This is a genomic window from Streptomyces sp. NA02950 (assembly GCF_013364155.1).
GTDB lineage: Bacteria > Actinomycetota > Actinomycetes > Streptomycetales > Streptomycetaceae > Streptomyces.
Window position 1 is genome coordinate 3936387 of the sequence record NZ_CP054916.1, and the last position, 14531, is coordinate 3950917.

17 protein-coding genes are annotated in these 14531 nt (G+C 73.7%); 5 read left to right on the top strand and 12 right to left on the bottom strand.

Features of this window, described 5'->3' with window-relative positions:
• Positions 1-28 precede the first annotated feature (28 nt).
• Positions 29-2152, bottom strand: coding sequence for a tetratricopeptide repeat protein (locus HUT19_RS16825; protein ID WP_176181284.1), 2124 nt, complete (start codon positions 2150-2152; stop codon positions 29-31).
• Complete coding sequence (locus HUT19_RS44290) at positions 2149-2385, bottom strand: hypothetical protein (protein ID WP_368661697.1); 237 nt, start codon at positions 2383-2385, stop codon at positions 2149-2151. Before HUT19_RS44290 ends, HUT19_RS16825 begins: the two co-directional genes overlap by 4 nt.
• A gap of 451 nt (positions 2386-2836) precedes the next feature.
• Between HUT19_RS44290 and HUT19_RS16835 the strand changes: the two genes are divergently transcribed.
• Positions 2837-3106 (top strand): hypothetical protein, encoded by a 270-nt coding sequence (locus tag HUT19_RS16835; RefSeq protein WP_176186969.1) that lies wholly within the window; start codon positions 2837-2839, stop codon positions 3104-3106.
• Positions 3099-3710 carry a DUF6879 family protein gene (locus HUT19_RS16840; RefSeq protein WP_176181286.1) on the top strand — a complete coding sequence of 204 codons (612 nt, stop codon included), beginning with the start codon at positions 3099-3101 and terminating at the stop codon, positions 3708-3710. Before HUT19_RS16835 ends, HUT19_RS16840 begins: the two co-directional genes overlap by 8 nt.
• A 46-nt stretch (positions 3711-3756) precedes the next feature.
• Here HUT19_RS16840 and HUT19_RS16845 read toward each other — a convergent pair whose 3' ends face one another.
• The 4 genes from HUT19_RS16845 to tsaB are packed head-to-tail and all read right to left on the bottom strand — an operon-like array spanning position 3757 to position 6386.
• Positions 3757-4020 (bottom strand): hypothetical protein, encoded by a 264-nt coding sequence (locus tag HUT19_RS16845; protein WP_176181287.1) that lies wholly within the window; start codon positions 4018-4020, stop codon positions 3757-3759.
• Positions 4017-5150 (bottom strand): tRNA (adenosine(37)-N6)-threonylcarbamoyltransferase complex transferase subunit TsaD, encoded by a 1134-nt coding sequence (gene tsaD / locus HUT19_RS16850; protein ID WP_176181288.1) that lies wholly within the window; start codon positions 5148-5150, stop codon positions 4017-4019. Before tsaD ends, HUT19_RS16845 begins: the two co-directional genes overlap by 4 nt.
• Positions 5143-5685 (bottom strand): ribosomal protein S18-alanine N-acetyltransferase, encoded by a 543-nt coding sequence (rimI, locus tag HUT19_RS16855; protein WP_176186971.1) that lies wholly within the window; start codon positions 5683-5685, stop codon positions 5143-5145. Before rimI ends, tsaD begins: the two co-directional genes overlap by 8 nt.
• A gap of 26 nt (positions 5686-5711) precedes the next feature.
• A complete protein-coding gene (gene tsaB, locus HUT19_RS16860) occupies positions 5712-6386 on the bottom strand; it encodes a tRNA (adenosine(37)-N6)-threonylcarbamoyltransferase complex dimerization subunit type 1 TsaB (RefSeq protein WP_176181289.1) in 675 nt (224 codons plus the stop codon).
• A gap of 264 nt (positions 6387-6650) precedes the next feature.
• Between tsaB and HUT19_RS16865 the strand changes: the two genes are divergently transcribed.
• Positions 6651-7208 (top strand): hypothetical protein, encoded by a 558-nt coding sequence (locus tag HUT19_RS16865; protein WP_176181290.1) that lies wholly within the window; start codon positions 6651-6653, stop codon positions 7206-7208.
• Positions 7209-7240: 32 nt separating this feature from the next.
• On the opposite strand, the gene HUT19_RS16870 is transcribed toward HUT19_RS16865, so the two are convergent.
• The 4 genes from HUT19_RS16870 to alr all read right to left on the bottom strand — a co-directional run bounded on the left by HUT19_RS16870 (position 7241) and on the right by alr (position 10554).
• Positions 7241-7435 (bottom strand): hypothetical protein, encoded by a 195-nt coding sequence (locus tag HUT19_RS16870; protein WP_176181291.1) that lies wholly within the window; start codon positions 7433-7435, stop codon positions 7241-7243.
• A 231-nt stretch (positions 7436-7666) separates the two neighbouring features.
• Positions 7667-8167 carry a tRNA (adenosine(37)-N6)-threonylcarbamoyltransferase complex ATPase subunit type 1 TsaE gene (gene tsaE, locus HUT19_RS16875; RefSeq protein ID WP_176181292.1) on the bottom strand — a complete coding sequence of 167 codons (501 nt, stop codon included), beginning with the start codon at positions 8165-8167 and terminating at the stop codon, positions 7667-7669.
• Between the two features lie 15 nt (positions 8168-8182).
• Positions 8183-9397: an alpha/beta fold hydrolase gene (locus HUT19_RS16880; RefSeq protein ID WP_176181293.1), complete on the bottom strand. Its 1215-nt coding sequence runs from the start codon at positions 9395-9397 to the stop codon at positions 8183-8185.
• Positions 9398-9399: 2 nt separating this feature from the next.
• Positions 9400-10554, bottom strand: a complete 1155-nt coding sequence (alr, locus tag HUT19_RS16885) for an alanine racemase (RefSeq protein ID WP_176181294.1) — start codon at positions 10552-10554, stop codon at positions 9400-9402.
• Between the two features lie 83 nt (positions 10555-10637).
• On the opposite strand from alr, the gene HUT19_RS16890 reads away from it, so the two are divergent.
• Together HUT19_RS16890 and HUT19_RS43985 are read left to right on the top strand one after the other, a co-directional pair.
• A complete protein-coding gene (locus tag HUT19_RS16890) occupies positions 10638-12083 on the top strand; it encodes an NAD(P)H-hydrate dehydratase (RefSeq protein WP_176181295.1) in 1446 nt (481 codons plus the stop codon).
• Positions 12084-12141: 58 nt separating this feature from the next.
• A complete protein-coding gene (locus HUT19_RS43985; protein WP_303331912.1) occupies positions 12142-12264 on the top strand; it encodes a hypothetical protein in 123 nt (40 codons plus the stop codon).
• A gap of 171 nt (positions 12265-12435) precedes the next feature.
• Here HUT19_RS43985 and HUT19_RS16895 read toward each other — a convergent pair whose 3' ends face one another.
• Positions 12436-13335: a serine hydrolase gene (locus tag HUT19_RS16895; RefSeq protein WP_176181296.1), complete on the bottom strand. Its 900-nt coding sequence runs from the start codon at positions 13333-13335 to the stop codon at positions 12436-12438.
• Positions 13332-14234 (bottom strand): LysR family transcriptional regulator, encoded by a 903-nt coding sequence (locus HUT19_RS16900; RefSeq protein ID WP_176181297.1) that lies wholly within the window; start codon positions 14232-14234, stop codon positions 13332-13334. The genes HUT19_RS16895 and HUT19_RS16900 overlap by 4 nt, the downstream gene beginning before the upstream one ends.
• Positions 14235-14531 lie beyond the last annotated feature (297 nt).

The following is a 14531-nucleotide window of genomic DNA, read 5'->3' on the forward strand; positions in this document are numbered from 1 at the left end:
GGCGCGGGGCCGCGCCGTTGCCCCGCGCTCAGCCGGTGCGCAGGGTGCTCAGCAGCTCCGCGCTCGCCCGGGTGAACGGATGGTCCGGGCCCAGATCTCGTTCGCGCCGGGTCACCACGTCGGCCATCAGCTCGACCGCCGAGTCATGGTGACCCAGCGCGGACCGGATCCGGGCCAGCAACTGCTGGGCCGCGAGGGCGATCGGGTAGCCGGGGCCGAAGCGGCGCCGGTACCCCTCGGTGACCAGCCCGATCTCCTCCTCCGCCGCCTCGAACCGACCGAGGACGAAGAGCGCCCGGGCGCGGTTGTGCCGTGCGCCGAGCGTGACGGTGTGGTCGGCGCCGAGGTGGTGTACGCATTCCTCGGGGAGGGAGAGCAGCGCACCGCCCTCCTCGGTGGTGAGTTCCCCGGCGGACAGCATCGTCAGCAGGCTGGCGCGGGAGCGCAGGGTCAGGGGGTGGGCGGGGCCCAGCGCGGACCGTCGGCCGGTGACCACGGCACGGAGGAGCGCGAGCGCCTCGTCGCGGCGGCCGAGGTTTCCGAGGACCAGCTGAAGGCCGTGGGAGCTGTCCAGGGTGTCCGGGTCACCGGCCCCGAACAGCCGCTCCTGTGCGGTGCGTACCCCGCGGAGCAGTCGCTCGGCCTGCTGGTACCGGCCCAGGCGGAAGAGGGAGCGTCCCGCCCGGGAGCGGGCCGCCAGGACGAGTCGGTGCTCCGCGCCGAGGACGGGCTCGGCGGCGTCAGCGGCCGCACGGGCGGTCTCCCAGGCGGACAGATAGTCCCCGGTGCGGTGCAGCGCGGTGGACAGCCGGATGGCGACGGCCAGCGCCTCGGAGTCGGTCGCCGGATCGGTGACATGGCGCAGCAGGGCCAGCACATGCGGGACGAACAGCCGCAGCCGCGGGTCGTGCGGGCCCGCGTCGGGGAGTCCTGGCAGGGCCGCGCCGAGCAGCCCGGCCGCCGTGGTGTCGAGGGCGGTGCGGTCGGCGGGCGGGGTGGCGGCGGCGACGCTGTCGAGCAGCACGCCGTGGCTCTGGAGACAGCGGACGCCGACGTCCACCAGCTCGGTCAGCGACTGGTCGAGCAGGGCCCTCAGCGCGGTTTCGGTACGGGCGCGGGGGACGACGGCGCCGATTTCCGGACAGTTCAGCAGGGACAGCGGCAACGGCTCCGGAGCGAGCCGGGCCAGCAGCCTCAACAGCGTGGCCGCCTCGGGCAGGCCACGGGCCCCGAACGCGTCGAGGGTCAGCTGCCAGGTCCGTCCGACCAGGTGGCGTGGGTCGTCGTCGGACAAGGCGTCAGCTCCTTGGTCGATGAGCCCGATGGACTCCCCGTCGTCGAGATGGCGCCCGTAGGCGTCCATCGTCCAGGGGTCGAGCACCTGGTGGGAGAGGAAGCCCCCCGCGAGGGTGAGCGCGAGCGGCAGCCGGCCGAGCCGGTCGGCGATCGCGGCGGCCTGCTGCATCGTGCCACTGGAGGGGGCGAGGTCGTGGAGGATCCGCGCGGCGTCCTCGCGCGGCAGTACGCCGATGTGCTGCAACTCCGCCCCGGGCCACCAGCGGGCGGCGGCCCGCCGGGTGGTGATGACGACGGTGCCGCGCGGGCTGGTGCGCAACCAGCTTCCGTCGCGAAGGATCTCGGGGTCGTCGGCGTTGTCGAGCACCAGCAGCCACGGCTCGGCGGAGCGGTCCAGATGATCCCAGACGAGGTCGGCGGCGGGACGGAGCCCGTTGCGGGCCGCCAGCAGTTCGCCGTCACCGGCCCCGCGGTCGGCCGCGACGGCGAGCATGCCGGAACGCAGGCTCGCGCGATCGGCGGCGTTGACCCACAGTCCGGCCCGGCCGACGGCCTCCGTGGCGTGCTGGAAGAGCGCGCAGGCGACGGCGGTCTTGCCGCAGCCACCCATGCCGTGCAGGACGAAGACCTCGCCGCCGTGCCCCGGCGCGACCGCCGTGCGCAGCCGCTCCAGGACCTCGGCGCGGTCGCGCAGCACCACCGGTGCCCGGCCGACGGCCGGGCGGCGGACCGAGTCCGGTCCGGCCGGGCCGGAGCCCTCGGCGCCGTAGTGGTGGTGTTCGTTGATGTGCTGGTCGCCCGACGACTGGTAGACGCGGCCGCTGTCCTCGGCGCGGCCGTCCATCCCGCCGGTCATCGCTCGGTGATGTGCTGGTCTCGTCCGGCCTGGTAGACCCGCGCCTGCCCGGAGGCGGTGGCGTGCTGGCCGATGGCCGGGCGGCCGGCGGCGTCGGCCGGGCTGAGCTCGTCCAGGAGGCGGCGCAGTTCACCGGCGGCCGCGGGGTGGGCCAGGAACAGCCGCCGAAGCTGTCCCTCCCACTGCGCCCGCAGCTCGTTCAGCATCTCCTGGTCATCGGATTCCGTGGCCACCAGCACATCTTCGCGGCTGGCCGTCAACTCGGCGGAAATATTTTCGGCCCGCTGCGGCTGTATTCTCTGCCACAGTCGGGTGATTCCCTCTCGCGTACGCTGCCAGGCATCGGTCGCCATCAATGTGACTATTGTGGCTCCAGCGATCTGAGCGGCTGAAGCAAGCTCCGGATCCATGGCTCCCCCTGGCCTGATGTGTGTGACTTTCTCCTGATTTGCGAGGGGCGGATCGGATGACCTGCGCCAACGCGTTGCGGCCTCTTTACAGCCCAGCATAACTACACGATTGAGCCGAATGGGGCAAGGGCGGCCCCCGTTCCTCGGGTTCTCACTTTGGCATATGCCAGGGTCACCCCCCAACCGGCGCGAATCGATGTGCACAACCTGGTCGGCCCGATAGTCCGGCCACTATAGTTTTCGGGTCATGGATCAATCGAAGGGAGCGACGACTGTGGCCAGGCCATGGGAAGCCGACCCCACCACGGGGTTCAAGAAGCGCATGGGGAAATCACCTCAGGAATTAGAACTCACGACCGACGACCCCGACTGCCCCGACATCTGGGAACTCGACAACGGGGACGTGGCCGTCATCGGCAGGGACCTCACGGATTCGCTCGGGACGTCGCTGCCCGCCGGTGTATCCATCGGGGCCGATGAACGCCTCGTGGTGATCCCGAGGAGCATGATGGTCGCGGCGAAGCCGGATATCCCTGGTGTTTGAATCCTTCCGGCACGGCACCTCGGAGCCCCTGAACCGCCCCGACTACCATGCCGAATTCCGTCGCGTCCAGGAAAGCGGCATTCGCTTCCTGAACAAGCTGGAGCGCGGACAGCACTTCAAGGAGCGTGGCTTCGCGAGCTGGGAGGCGTTCGCGGCCGGAGAATGGGAAAAGGCGCTCTCACTTGTGGAGGAGAAGCGCGACACCTACACCCGGCAGTTCCGGAAGGCGGCCGAACTCGGCATCCTCGGGCGACGGCTTCGCGTGGTGGAATTTCCGGTGACGCCCTATGTGCAGTGGGAGTTTTTTGTACTCAAGCTGCGCGTGGAACTCGGTGACAACATCCGGGTCATGGACGCCCGCAAAATTTCGGACATCGAACAGGAACATCCGGTTCCTGAGGTGGTCATCCTCGGGGACGAGATGATGTTCGAGGTGGTCTACGACAGCGACGGAAACGCCGCGGGTGCCAATCAGTTCACCGACCGGTCTCTGATCAGAGAGACATCGGCCGGGTTCGATGAGCTCTACGACCGCGCGGAGGACTTCTTCGCGTTCTTCGAGCGGGAGATCGCTCCGCTGCCGCCGCCCCCGCCCGGCGGGTGAGCGTCCGTGGACGAGGGTGCCCGGGCGCACGCGGTGCGCCGGGGCGTCAGCTCCCGTCCGCGACTGCTTCGAAGCGCCACCGGTGGACCGCGCGCCGCACCAAGTCCTCCCCCGGCTCCGGGAGTTCCGGCAGCCCGGGGGTGTCGTAGCCGGCGTCCCACCAGGTGATGACCAGGACCCGGTCCTCGGGGGCGCGGAAGGTCTCACGGCGGAGCGGCGGCGGGTCCAGGGGCTGCTGGGCGGCCCAGGTGAGCAGATCGGCTCCACGGCCCTCGACGGCCCGGGCCTCCCACATCAGGGCGACGGTCATGCGTAGAGGTTCTTCCGGCTCAGCTCGTGCACATGGTCGTGGGAGTGGGTGTGCGGGTGGGTGTGCGGATCCGCCCCGGGGTCCGGGACATGCGGGTCCGTGACCGGGAGCGAGGAGTCGGCGGACAGGTCCCAGGCGGAGGCCGAGCGGCCGCGCGCGACCATCTCCGCGCCCAGCGCCGCGACCATCGCGCCGTTGTCCGTGCACAGCTTGGGGCGCGGGACGCGCAGGGTGATGCCCGCGTCCTCGCAGCGGCGTTCGGCCAGGGCGCGCAGCCGGGAGTTGGCGGCGACCCCGCCGCCGATCATCAGGTGTTCGACGCCCTCGTCCTTGCAGGCGCGGACGGCCTTGCGGGTCAGCACGTCGACGACCGCCTCCTGGAAGGAGGCCGAGACATCGGCGACCGGGACCTCCTCGCCCGCCGCCCGCTTGGCCTCGATCCAGCGGGCCACGGCGGTCTTGAGGCCGGAGAAGGAGAAGTCGTAGACGGCGTCGCGCGGACCGGTGAGGCCCCGGGGGAAGGCGATGGCGGCGGGGTCGCCGTCCCGTGCGATGCGGTCGATGACCGGGCCGCCCGGGAAGCCGAGGTTCAGCACCCGGGCGATCTTGTCGAACGCCTCGCCCGCCGCGTCGTCGATGGTCGAGCCCAGCGGGCGGACATCGGCGGTGATGTCGGGGGCGAGCAGCAGCGAGGAGTGACCGCCGCTGACCAGGAGGGCCATGGTCGGCTCGGGCAGCGGGCCGTGCTCCAGCTGGTCGACGCAGATGTGCGAGGCGAGGTGGTTGACGCCGTAGAGCGGCTTGCCGAGGGCGTACGCGTACGCCTTGGCCGCGGAGACGCCCACGAGCAGGGCGCCCGCGAGTCCGGGACCGGCGGTGACGGCGATGCCGTCGAGGTCGGAGGCGGCCACCCCGGCGTCCTTCAGGGCACGCTGGATGGTGGGGACCATCGCCTCCAGATGGGCACGGCTGGCGACCTCGGGGACCACCCCGCCGAAGCGGGCGTGCTCGTCCACGCTGGAGGCGACCGCGTCGGCCAGCAGGGTGTGGCCGCGGACGATCCCGACGCCGGTCTCGTCGCAGGAGGTCTCGATGCCGAGGACGAGAGGTTCGCTGCGTGAGTCAGCCATGGGTCTTCGTTCCTTGTACTGAGGAGGGCGGCACGACCGCGGCCGCGGAGGTGGTCGTGGGCGCGGCCGGATCGGTCAGCCGCATGACGAGGGCGTCCACATTGCCCGGCTGGTAGTAGCCCTTGCGGACGCCGATGGGCTCGAACCCGAAGCGCTCGTACAGGCGCTGTGCGCGGGTGTTGTCGACGCGCACCTCGAGGAGCACCTGCTGGCATTCGAAGGCGGTGGCGGCGCCGAGGAGATCGGTGAGGAGACGGGCGCCGAGGCCGGTGCCCCAGTGGTCACGGGCGGTGGCGATGGTCTGGACGTCGCCGGTGTGGTCGAAGACCGCGAGCCCGGCGTAGCCGACTATGCCGCCCGGCTCCATACGCTGATCCGTCCCGGAGCCGCCCGCTTCCGCGACCACGTAGTGGCGGGTGACGTCCCGGCCCCGGGCGTGGGCTAGTTCGGACCAGAACATCCCGCGCGACCACGCGTCGTCGGGGAACAGGTCCTCCTCGAGCGCCAGCACCGGTTCGATGTCCCACCAGCGCATCTCGCGCAACGTCACGGTCGTGCCGGTCACTTCGGGGTGACCACCTTGTAGTTCGCGGGCACCTTGGCGTCGGGGCGGCGCAGATAGAGCGGCCGGGGCGGCAGCAGTTCCGCACCGCGCGCCAGCCTTTCGGCCGCCAGCGAGGCCAGCGCGCCGGCCGACTGGTGCTCGGGCATACCGGGCGGCACCTCGGCGAAGGCGGCCGGGTAGAGGAGGGCACCCGCGCCGACGGCCGGCAGCCCGGCGGCCGGCCCGGCCTCGGTGAGGTCGGCGGGGTGGTCCACGGCGGGCTCGGTCACCCGGGTCCGGGGGTCGTCGTAGCGGGCCCAGTAGACCTCCTTGCGGCGCGCGTCGGTGGCCACCACGAAAGGCCCGGTGAGACCGGCCTGCCCGGTGGCGTACGCGATGCCGTCCAGCGTGCACAGCCCGTGGACGGGGATGCCGAGCGCGGCCCCGAAGGTCGCGGCGGTCACCAGCCCGACCCGCAGCCCGGTGTAGGGGCCGGGGCCGACGCCGACGACGATCTCCGTCACGGCGGCCAGCTCGGTGCCCGCCGCGCGCAGGGTCCGGTGGACGGCGGGGAGCAGCAGCTCGCCATGGCGCCGGGCGTCGATGTCGGCGGACTCGGCGAGGACTTCGGAACTGTCGTGCAGGGCGACCGTGACGGCGGGGGTGGCGGTATCAAGAGCGAGCAACAGCACGAGGACAGCCTACGGCGCCCGCGGAAGATCGTTCTTCGGCGTACGGCGGCGTTCGCCCGTCCCCGCCGCGCCGTTCCGCCCCCGCCGCGCCGTTCCGTCCCCGTCGGCCCCCGTCGCCCGAGACGGCCGTCCTTCGTACCAAGGGGGCAACAGGGCGGCGGTGGTGCGCGGTGAGGTCATGCCGGTCCGGTGCGCCGGTGCTACCGTCGCCATGACTGTGTACGGGCCGTGAGCGCGTACTGACCGCAGGAGAGGATGTCCGCCGTGCCGAGGAGCAGCACCGGGCCCGCCGTCGCCGTTCTCACCGCCGCCGCGCTCGGCGCCGTCGGCTTCCTCGGCTACCGGGCCGCGGCAACCGCGCCCGACCACCCCACCCAGGCCCGGCCCGGCTCGCACTCCAGCGAGTCGAAGGACCGGGCGAAGAAGACGAAGAAGAAGTCCACGGCGCTGCCGAAGGGGTCGGGGACGGGCACCCGGATCGTCTACGCGCTCGGTGACCGGCGGGTGTGGCTGGTCGGCGCGGACGGACGGGCCACCCGCACCTTCGAGGTCGGCCCCAGCTCGGCCAGCCCGGACCCGGGGACGTACAAGGTCAGCTCGCGGAACCCGGGCGGGGTGGGATCGGACGGGGTGCAGGTCGAGCACATCGTCGTCTTCCACTCGGAAGGGGGCGTGGTGTTCGGTTTCAGCTCGGCCCTGGACGGCACGATGCCGGACCCGGACGCGCGGAAGCGGACGGGCGCGGTGCGGGAGTCCCGGGCGGACGGATCGGCGATGTGGGAGTTCGCGCAGGTCGGCACCGCGGTAGTGGTGATCGCGTAGCCGGTCCGGCCAGGCCACGGCCACGCCTTCGTCTACGCGGCGTCGCGGCGCTCGCGCGCGGGCTCGTCCGGCTCGGGCGTCTGCCGCTCACCGGCGCGCCCGGCTTCCTCCGCCGGGGGTGTGGACACCGCGCTGGCCGCCGCACAGGCCGCCAGCAGCTCCCTCATCGACGGTGAACGGCCATCGCCGCGCAGATCTGTCCCGACGACGGGTTCCTGGGCCGGCATGGATGCCTCCTGAGGGTCCTGGGGCATTCGGACGAACAGGGAAAATCCGAAGGTGGTTAGGCACGCCTAACCACGCTCCCCCTCCCATGTCACCACGGCCGATGCCCACAGCGCAACATCATGCCGACGGCTTGTCGGAATGTACCCCGTCAGCCGCCCGTCATCCCCGCTGCCACCCGGCCGGCAGTCCCGCCGTCGGTCCCGTCCGGCAGAAGAGCTGTTTCCCCGCCGTCAGCCGGCCAGCGACGCCAGGTCCTCACCGGCCCACCGCGGACCGACCCCGGTGACCACCACTCCGCGGGGGTCGTCCGGGTCGCCGGCCGCGCCGTCGCCCACCGCCCGCTCGATCACCACGTGGAGGCGGTCCTCGGACAGCCCCTCGACCTTGCCCTCGCCCCACTCGACCGCGATCACCGACTCCGGCAGCGACACATCGAGGTCGAGGTCCTCCATCTCGTCCAGACCGCCGCCCAGCCGGTAGGCGTCCACATGGACCAGCGGCGGGCCGGAGCCCAGCGAGGGGTGGACACGGGCGATCACGAAGGTCGGCGAGGTCACCGCGCCGCGCACGCCCAGGCCCTCCCCCAGGCCCCGGGTCAGCGTGGTCTTGCCCGCGCCCAGTTCACCGGTGAGCAGCACCAGATCGCCGGGGCGCAGCAGCTTGGCGAGCCTGCGGCCCAGATCCCGCATCTGCTCGGGGGAGGTGACGGTGATACGTGTCGCTACGTCCATACCGGCCGATGGTACTCAGCCGGACACCCCGCGCCGGGCCCGTCCACCGACCCCGTCCACCACTCTGGCCAGCAGTTCGGTCAGATGTCCGTTGACCACCTCGGGGTGCTCGAGGATCACCAGATGACCGGCCTCCTCGACGATCACCAGCTCGGCGCCGGGCAGCAGCTCCGCGATGGCCTCGCTGTGCTCCATGGGCGTGATCAGGTCCTTGTCGCCCGCCAGCACCAGCACCGGCACCCCGTCGAAGTGCGGCAGCGCCGCGGCCTTGTCATGGGCGACGAACGCCGGATAGAACTCCGCGACCACATCGATCGGGGTGGCCTCGATCAGCCGCTCCGCGAACCGCGCGACGCCGGGGTCCACGTCCTTCGAGCCGAACGAATAGCGCTTGATCAGCCCGGCGAAGAGATCGGCGGTGGCCCGGCGGCCCCGCTCGACCAGTTCCACCTGCCAGCCCAACGCCTTCAGCAGCCCCGGCAGCACCCTGCGCACCGCGTTCACCCCGACGACCGGCAGACCGAAGCTGACCTCGCCGAGGCGGCCCGCCGAGGTGCCGAGGAACGCCACGCCGACCACCCGCTCCCGCACCAGCTCGGGGTACTGCGCGGCCAGCGCCATCATCGTCATGCCGCCCATGGAGTGGCCGACCAGCACCAGCGGGCCCTCGGGCGCCGCGGCGTCGATGACCGCCTTCAGATCGCGGCCGAGCTGGTCGATGGTGAGCGCGTCACCGTCGGCCTGGGCGCAGCCGCGCGCCGAGCGGCCGTGGCAGCGCTGGTCCCAGTAGACGGTGCGGGCCACCTCGCGCAGCGCGGAGCGCTGGAAGTGCCAGGAGTCCTGGGCGAGGCAGTAGCCATGGCTGAAGATCAGGGTGACGGGGGCGGGCGTGGCCTTGCGGCCGAACCGCCGCTTGCGCCGGGACGGTGCGGGCGCGGGGCTCTCCCGGACCTCTTCGACCTCGTAATACAGCTCGGTGCCGTCGTCGGCGACCGCCGTACCGGGGGTGCCGCGCAGCGTGCCGTACGGGCCCTCGGCGTCCAGCGCGAGCCGCGCCTTGCGGCGTACGCCGCGGCCGACCGTGAGGCGCTCCACCGCGACGCCCGCCGCCGCTCCGGCCGCGAGGACGCCGATCGCGGCGCCCGCGAACCCGGCCCCGCGCTTCCAGCTCACGGCTGTGGCCCCCGCCGCGACCCGTGTCGCCATCTGTGCCGTGCTGTCGTCGCCCATGGTCAGATCCCTGTGCCCCCCGAATGACCTACATAAACGCGTGGGACCCGGGAACCCACACGGGTGACGATCTCGTACGCGATCGTGCCCGCGGCACGTGCCCAGTCCTCGGCGGTCGGCTCGCCCCGGTCGCCGGGCCCGAAGAGCACCGCCTCATCGCCCTCCGCCGCGCTGTCGCCGCCGAGGTCCACCACGAACTGGTCCATGGCCACGGTGCCCGCGATCGTCCGCCACTTCCCCGCGACCAGCACCGGGCCGGTCCCCGAGGCATGGCGCGGGATGCCGTCCGCGTAGCCGACCGGCACCAGGGCGAGGGTCGTCGCGCCCGGGGTGACATAGCGGTGGCCGTAGGAGACCCCGTGTCCGCCCGGCACCCGCTTGACCGAGGCGAGCGAGGCGGACAGCGTCATCACCGGCCGCAGTCCGAAATCGGCGGGCACGCCGAGCTCGGGGCTCGGCGAGATGCCGTAGGTGGCGATGCCGGTCCGGACGAGGTCGAAGTGGGACGCGGGGAGGGTCAGGGTGGCGGGGGAGTTGGCCAGATGGCGCACCTCCGGCCGCAGCCCGGCCCGCTCGGCGTGCGCGACCATCTCGCGGAAGGAGGTCAGCTGGGCCTCGATGGAGGGGTGGCCGGGCTCGTCGGCGCAGGCGAAGTGGGACCACAGACCGGTCACCCGCACGGTGCCCTCCGCCTCGGCGGCGCGGGCCGCGGCGACCAGCTCGGGCCAGTCGGCGGGCTGGCAGCCGCTGCGGCCGAGACCGGTGTCGGCCTTCAGCTGGAGCCGGGCGGTCCGGCCGCAGGCGCGGGCCGCGGCGACGGCCTCCCGCAGCGCCCACAGTCCGCTGGCCGAAACGTCGATGTCCGCCTCGATCGCCTCCCGCCAGGGGCCGCCGGGCGTCCACAGCCAGCACATCAGCCGACCGGTGTCACCCGCCGCGCGCAGGGCGAGCGCCTCCTGGGGCGTGGCGGTGCCCAGCCAGCCGGCACCGGCCTCGCGGGCGGCGCGCGCGCAGGGCAGCGCGCCGTGGCCGTAGCCGTCCGACTTGACGACGGTCATCAGCCCGGCGGTGGGCGCCGCGGCACGCAGCGCCCGAACGTTGTCCCGCAGGGCGGCCAGATCGACCACGGCACGGGCGCGCATCGGTGTCTCGTCCATCCCCGTCAGTCTCTCAGGCCGGACGGCCGACCGGGGTGTGTGCTTTCCCGCACGGAGTGCCTTCCGTTCGGGAGACTGTGACCATGAGGACTGCCTACAGCGTCGAGACCGTACGGGCCGCGGAGCGGGAGTTGATGGCGCGGCTGCCCGACGGAGCGCTCATGCAGCGCGCCGCGGCCGGACTGGCCGCGGCCTGCGCCGATCTGCTGCGCCGGGTGTCCGGGGCCCGGGTGGCCGTGCTGACCGGAAGCGGGGACAACGGAGGCGACGCGCTCTACGCGGGGGCCCGGCTGGCCCGCCGCGGCGCCGGGGTCACGGCGGTGCTGCTGGCCCCGGACCGGGCCCATCCCGGGGGCCTGCGCGCGCTGCTCGCCGCGGGCGGACGGTCCGTACCGGCCGGCGACGACCGCGCCGAACCGGCCCTGGCCCGCGCCGAACTGGTGCTGGACGGGATCGTGGGCATCGGCGGCAAGGGCGGGCTGCGGGCCGAGGCGGAACGGCTGACCCGGGCGGTGCGCGGCACGGTCGTCGCCGTGGACCTGCCGAGCGGGGTGGACGCCGACACCGGGGAGGTGAAGGGCGCGGCGGTGCGCGCCGACGCCACCGTCACCTTCGGTACGTACAAGCCGGGCCTGCTGATCGACCCCGCCCGGACCCACGCGGGAGCGCTGCGGCTGATCGGCATCGGCCTGGAGCCGCATCTGCCGCCGGTCCCGGACGCGGAGGCGCTCCAGCACGAGGACGTGGCGGCGCTGCTGCCCCGGCCCTCGGCGGAGAGCGACAAGTACCGGCGCGGGGTGGTCGGCGTCGTGGCGGGCTCCGCCCGCTACCCGGGCGCCGCGGTGCTGGCCGTCGCGGGCGCGCTGCGCGGAGGTGCGGGGGCGGTGCGCTATGTGGGCCCGGCGGCCGACGCGGTCATCGCGCGCTTCCCCGAGACGCTGGTGCACTCCGGTCCCCCGGCCAAGGCGGGCCGGGTGCAGGCATGGGCCGTCGGCCCCGGCCTCGGCGATGGCGCGGCCGCCCGGCACTCGCTGGAGGACGTGCTCGCCTCCGACGTCCCCGTCCTGGTGGACGCCGACGGGCTGCGCCTGCTGCCGCCCGGCGACCTGCGCGGACGCGCGGCGCCCACGGTGCTGACCCCGCACGCGGGCGAGGCCGCGGCGCTGCTCGGTGTCTCCCGCGAGGAGGTGGAGTCCGGGCGGCTGGCGGCGGTGCGGGAGCTGGCCGCGCGCTACGGCGCGACAGTGCTCCTCAAGGGGTCCACCACCCTGGTCGCGGGCGAGACGGGGCCGGTGCGGGTCAACCCCACCGGGACCGGCTGGCTGGCCACCGCGGGAAGCGGAGATGTGCTGTCCGGGCTGACCGGCTCCCTGCTCGCGGCGGGCCTCGCCGCCCCCGACGCGGCCTCGGCCGGCGCCTACCTCCACGGCCTGGCGGCCCGCCGCGCGGCAGGCGCGCAGGGCGCGCCGATCGCGGCGTACGACGTGGCGACGGCGCTGGCGGAGGCATGGCGGGACGTCACGGCGTGACGGCGCGGGGCGCGAAGACCGGTGGAGGGCCCGGCCCCGTACCGTCACGCCTCGCCCCGTGGCCGGAGCCGACCGCCCCGCCGGCCCCGGCCGCCGGAGGCCCGCGCCCCGCGTCGAAGTCCTCGGGGACACCGCCCTGCTGGAGCTGTGGCTGACGCGGACCGGCTTCGGGCTGGAGTGACCGGGGCCGCCGCGGCGGGTCTCCACGGCTACCCGGGCCTCCGGTGCGGTTCGGTTGCGCCCCGATGGGGCGCGGGGCCGTGTCGATGTGCGGCTCCGCCGCGTGGGCGCGACCGGCCACGGCGCGGCCGCGGACGAACGACCGCACCTGGCGGCACTTCCCGCGGAGCGCTCAGAGCTGGCGCAGATGGTCCCGCAGGGTCCGGGCGACCTGCGCCATCAGGGCCTCGGCGCCGGGCTGCCGGCTGGCGGGCACGACGGACTCGGTCAGTACGGCGACGGCGAAGCTCTGGCCGTCGGCGTGCTCCACCACACCGATCTCATGGCGCAGGTTGAGGAGGGTGCCGGTCTTGGAGGACCAGGTGGCGGCGTCCGAACCGAAGTCCGGGGCGAGGCGGTGCCGCATCAGGTTGTGGGCCATCAGACCGCGTACCCGCATCGCCACCTCGGGGTGGATCGCCGACGGTGTCCACAGGGCTTGCAGCAGATCGGCCCAGGCGCGGGCGCTGCCGGTGTTGGCGCGGGTGGTGTCGAGCTGCGGCACCCGGTGGCCGCGGCCGGAGGTGCCCGCGTCGATGGCGAGGGCGTGGGCGAGATGGGCCTGTGCGCTGTCGAAGCGCTCCTCCGGGGTGTCGGACAGCTCCCGCATGGTGTGCCGCACGGTGATGCCGTGCAGACCGAGTTCCTGGAGGATCTCCGCGACCCGGTCGGGCGGGGTGAGGTCGAACAGCGCGTCGGCGGCCGTTCCGTCGCTGACGCAGGTGCTCAGATAGACCAGGTCGTCCACGGCGATCCGGGCAGGGTGGCGGAACCGGCTCAGCCCGGTCGGACCGGGTGTGGTGATCCGCCCGGGCCGCACCTCCAGCGTTGCCGCCCCGTCGAGTTCACCGCGCCGGATGCGCTCGGCCGTCGCCAGCGCCAGCGGGACCTTCACCAGGGAGGCGGACGGCAGTTGGGCGTCCGGTTCGAGGCCCAGCTCCTCGCCGGTGTGCAGATCCCGGACCAGCAGATAGCCGCGCAGACCGCCGTCGCGCAGTTGTCCGCGCATCGCGCGCAGCAGCGCCTCGGTCATGCCCCGGCCCCCTCGGTGGACGGTACGGCGCCGAGGCAGCGCGCTATCGCGTCGCCCAGGCGGGCCTGGATGTGCCGGGGGTTACCTGCCGCGGCGGCGGTGACGGCGTAGCCCCGGGCGATCGTGAGCTCGCCGAGGGGCCGCCAGCTCAGGGCCAGTTCCCGGGCCTGGGCGGGTGAGCACAGCAGCAGGTCGTCGGAGCACAGGACGTCCGCAGCGGCGGTCGTGAGGTCCTCGGCGACCACGAGCTGGGCGGGCCGCAGCCCGACGGCGTCCCGCAGCCGGGTCAGCGGATCGCGGATGTGCGGTACGTCGTCCTCCGGCTGGATCCGGATCCGGCGGGGCGGGCCGGGGGCGCCCCGGCCCATCCGCAGGGTCTCGAGGTAGACGCGCTTCACCCCGGGGTCCCGGACCCCGGCCAGCCCGAGCGGCACCGACCACAGGGCCTCGTCCGGCGGCACCGGCAGCAGGGCGGCCCGCACCTGCTGGGAGCGGACGAGCTCCTCCCGCCGCCGCGGCGGCGCGGCCCGGAGATCGAGTGTGACACCGTGCCCCCGCGCGTCGGCCACCAGCCGGGCGAGGTCGACGGTGGAGCAGATCCCGGGCATCGCCAGCCGCCACGGCTTGCGCTTGGCGGCCTCCGCCTCATGGTGCAGCACATCGGCCGCCAGGACGAGCTGCCGGGCCGCGGGGAGCAGTTCCCGGCCGAAGGGGGTGAGCACGGCCCGCCGCGAGGTGCGCTCGAACAGCCGCTCGCCGAAGTGCGCCTCCAGGGCGGCGATCCGGCGGCTGGCCACCGGCTGGGACATCCGGGCGGCGGCCGCCCCGACCGTGAAACCGCCGCGCTCGCTCACGCTCACAAACGCGCGGCACGCCCCCACCAGATCCACAGCCGCCATTCTAGGGCCCGTCTTCAAAGGGGCCGCCCTGCTCCCGACGCCTGGCACGGCACCTCGCTGCGTTGTCGGAGTCGCCCGAGTACGCCCAGTACGAGGGCGATCCTTCGCCTTGCGATGTACCGCACCAGACGCCGCTCGCGGCCGGACGCCCCCTTTGAAGACGGGCCCTAGTGCCGCGTCAGTCAGGGTTGGCCCGGTGGCGAGGCGTCCTGGCGCGTGCGATCGCAAGGCGGCGGGGAAGCCCTCGTAGGGGGCCTGCCCGGGCTTTCGGCCAACGCGGCGAGAGGGGGCACCTCC

Coding starts and splice junctions, on each gene's coding strand:
- rimI (WP_176186971.1), bottom strand. CDS start 5,685: ATGCGCTGGTGGGACATCGAACCGGTGCTGGCGCTCGAGGAGGACCTG.
- HUT19_RS16825 (WP_176181284.1), bottom strand. CDS start 2,152: ATGACCGGCGGGATGGACGGCCGCGCCGAGGACAGCGGCCGCGTCTAC.
- alr (WP_176181294.1), bottom strand. CDS start 10,554: ATGGACGAGACACCGATGCGCGCCCGTGCCGTGGTCGATCTGGCCGCC.
- HUT19_RS16890 (WP_176181295.1), top strand. CDS start 10,638: ATGAGGACTGCCTACAGCGTCGAGACCGTACGGGCCGCGGAGCGGGAG.
- HUT19_RS16895 (WP_176181296.1), bottom strand. CDS start 13,335: ATGACCGAGGCGCTGCTGCGCGCGATGCGCGGACAACTGCGCGACGGC.
- HUT19_RS16880 (WP_176181293.1), bottom strand. CDS start 9,397: ATGGGCGACGACAGCACGGCACAGATGGCGACACGGGTCGCGGCGGGG.
- HUT19_RS16870 (WP_176181291.1), bottom strand. CDS start 7,435: ATGCCGGCCCAGGAACCCGTCGTCGGGACAGATCTGCGCGGCGATGGC.
- tsaD (WP_176181288.1), bottom strand. CDS start 5,150: ATGGCTGACTCACGCAGCGAACCTCTCGTCCTCGGCATCGAGACCTCC.
- tsaE (WP_176181292.1), bottom strand. CDS start 8,167: ATGGACGTAGCGACACGTATCACCGTCACCTCCCCCGAGCAGATGCGG.
- HUT19_RS16900 (WP_176181297.1), bottom strand. CDS start 14,234: ATGGCGGCTGTGGATCTGGTGGGGGCGTGCCGCGCGTTTGTGAGCGTG.
- HUT19_RS16845 (WP_176181287.1), bottom strand. CDS start 4,020: ATGACCGTCGCCCTGATGTGGGAGGCCCGGGCCGTCGAGGGCCGTGGA.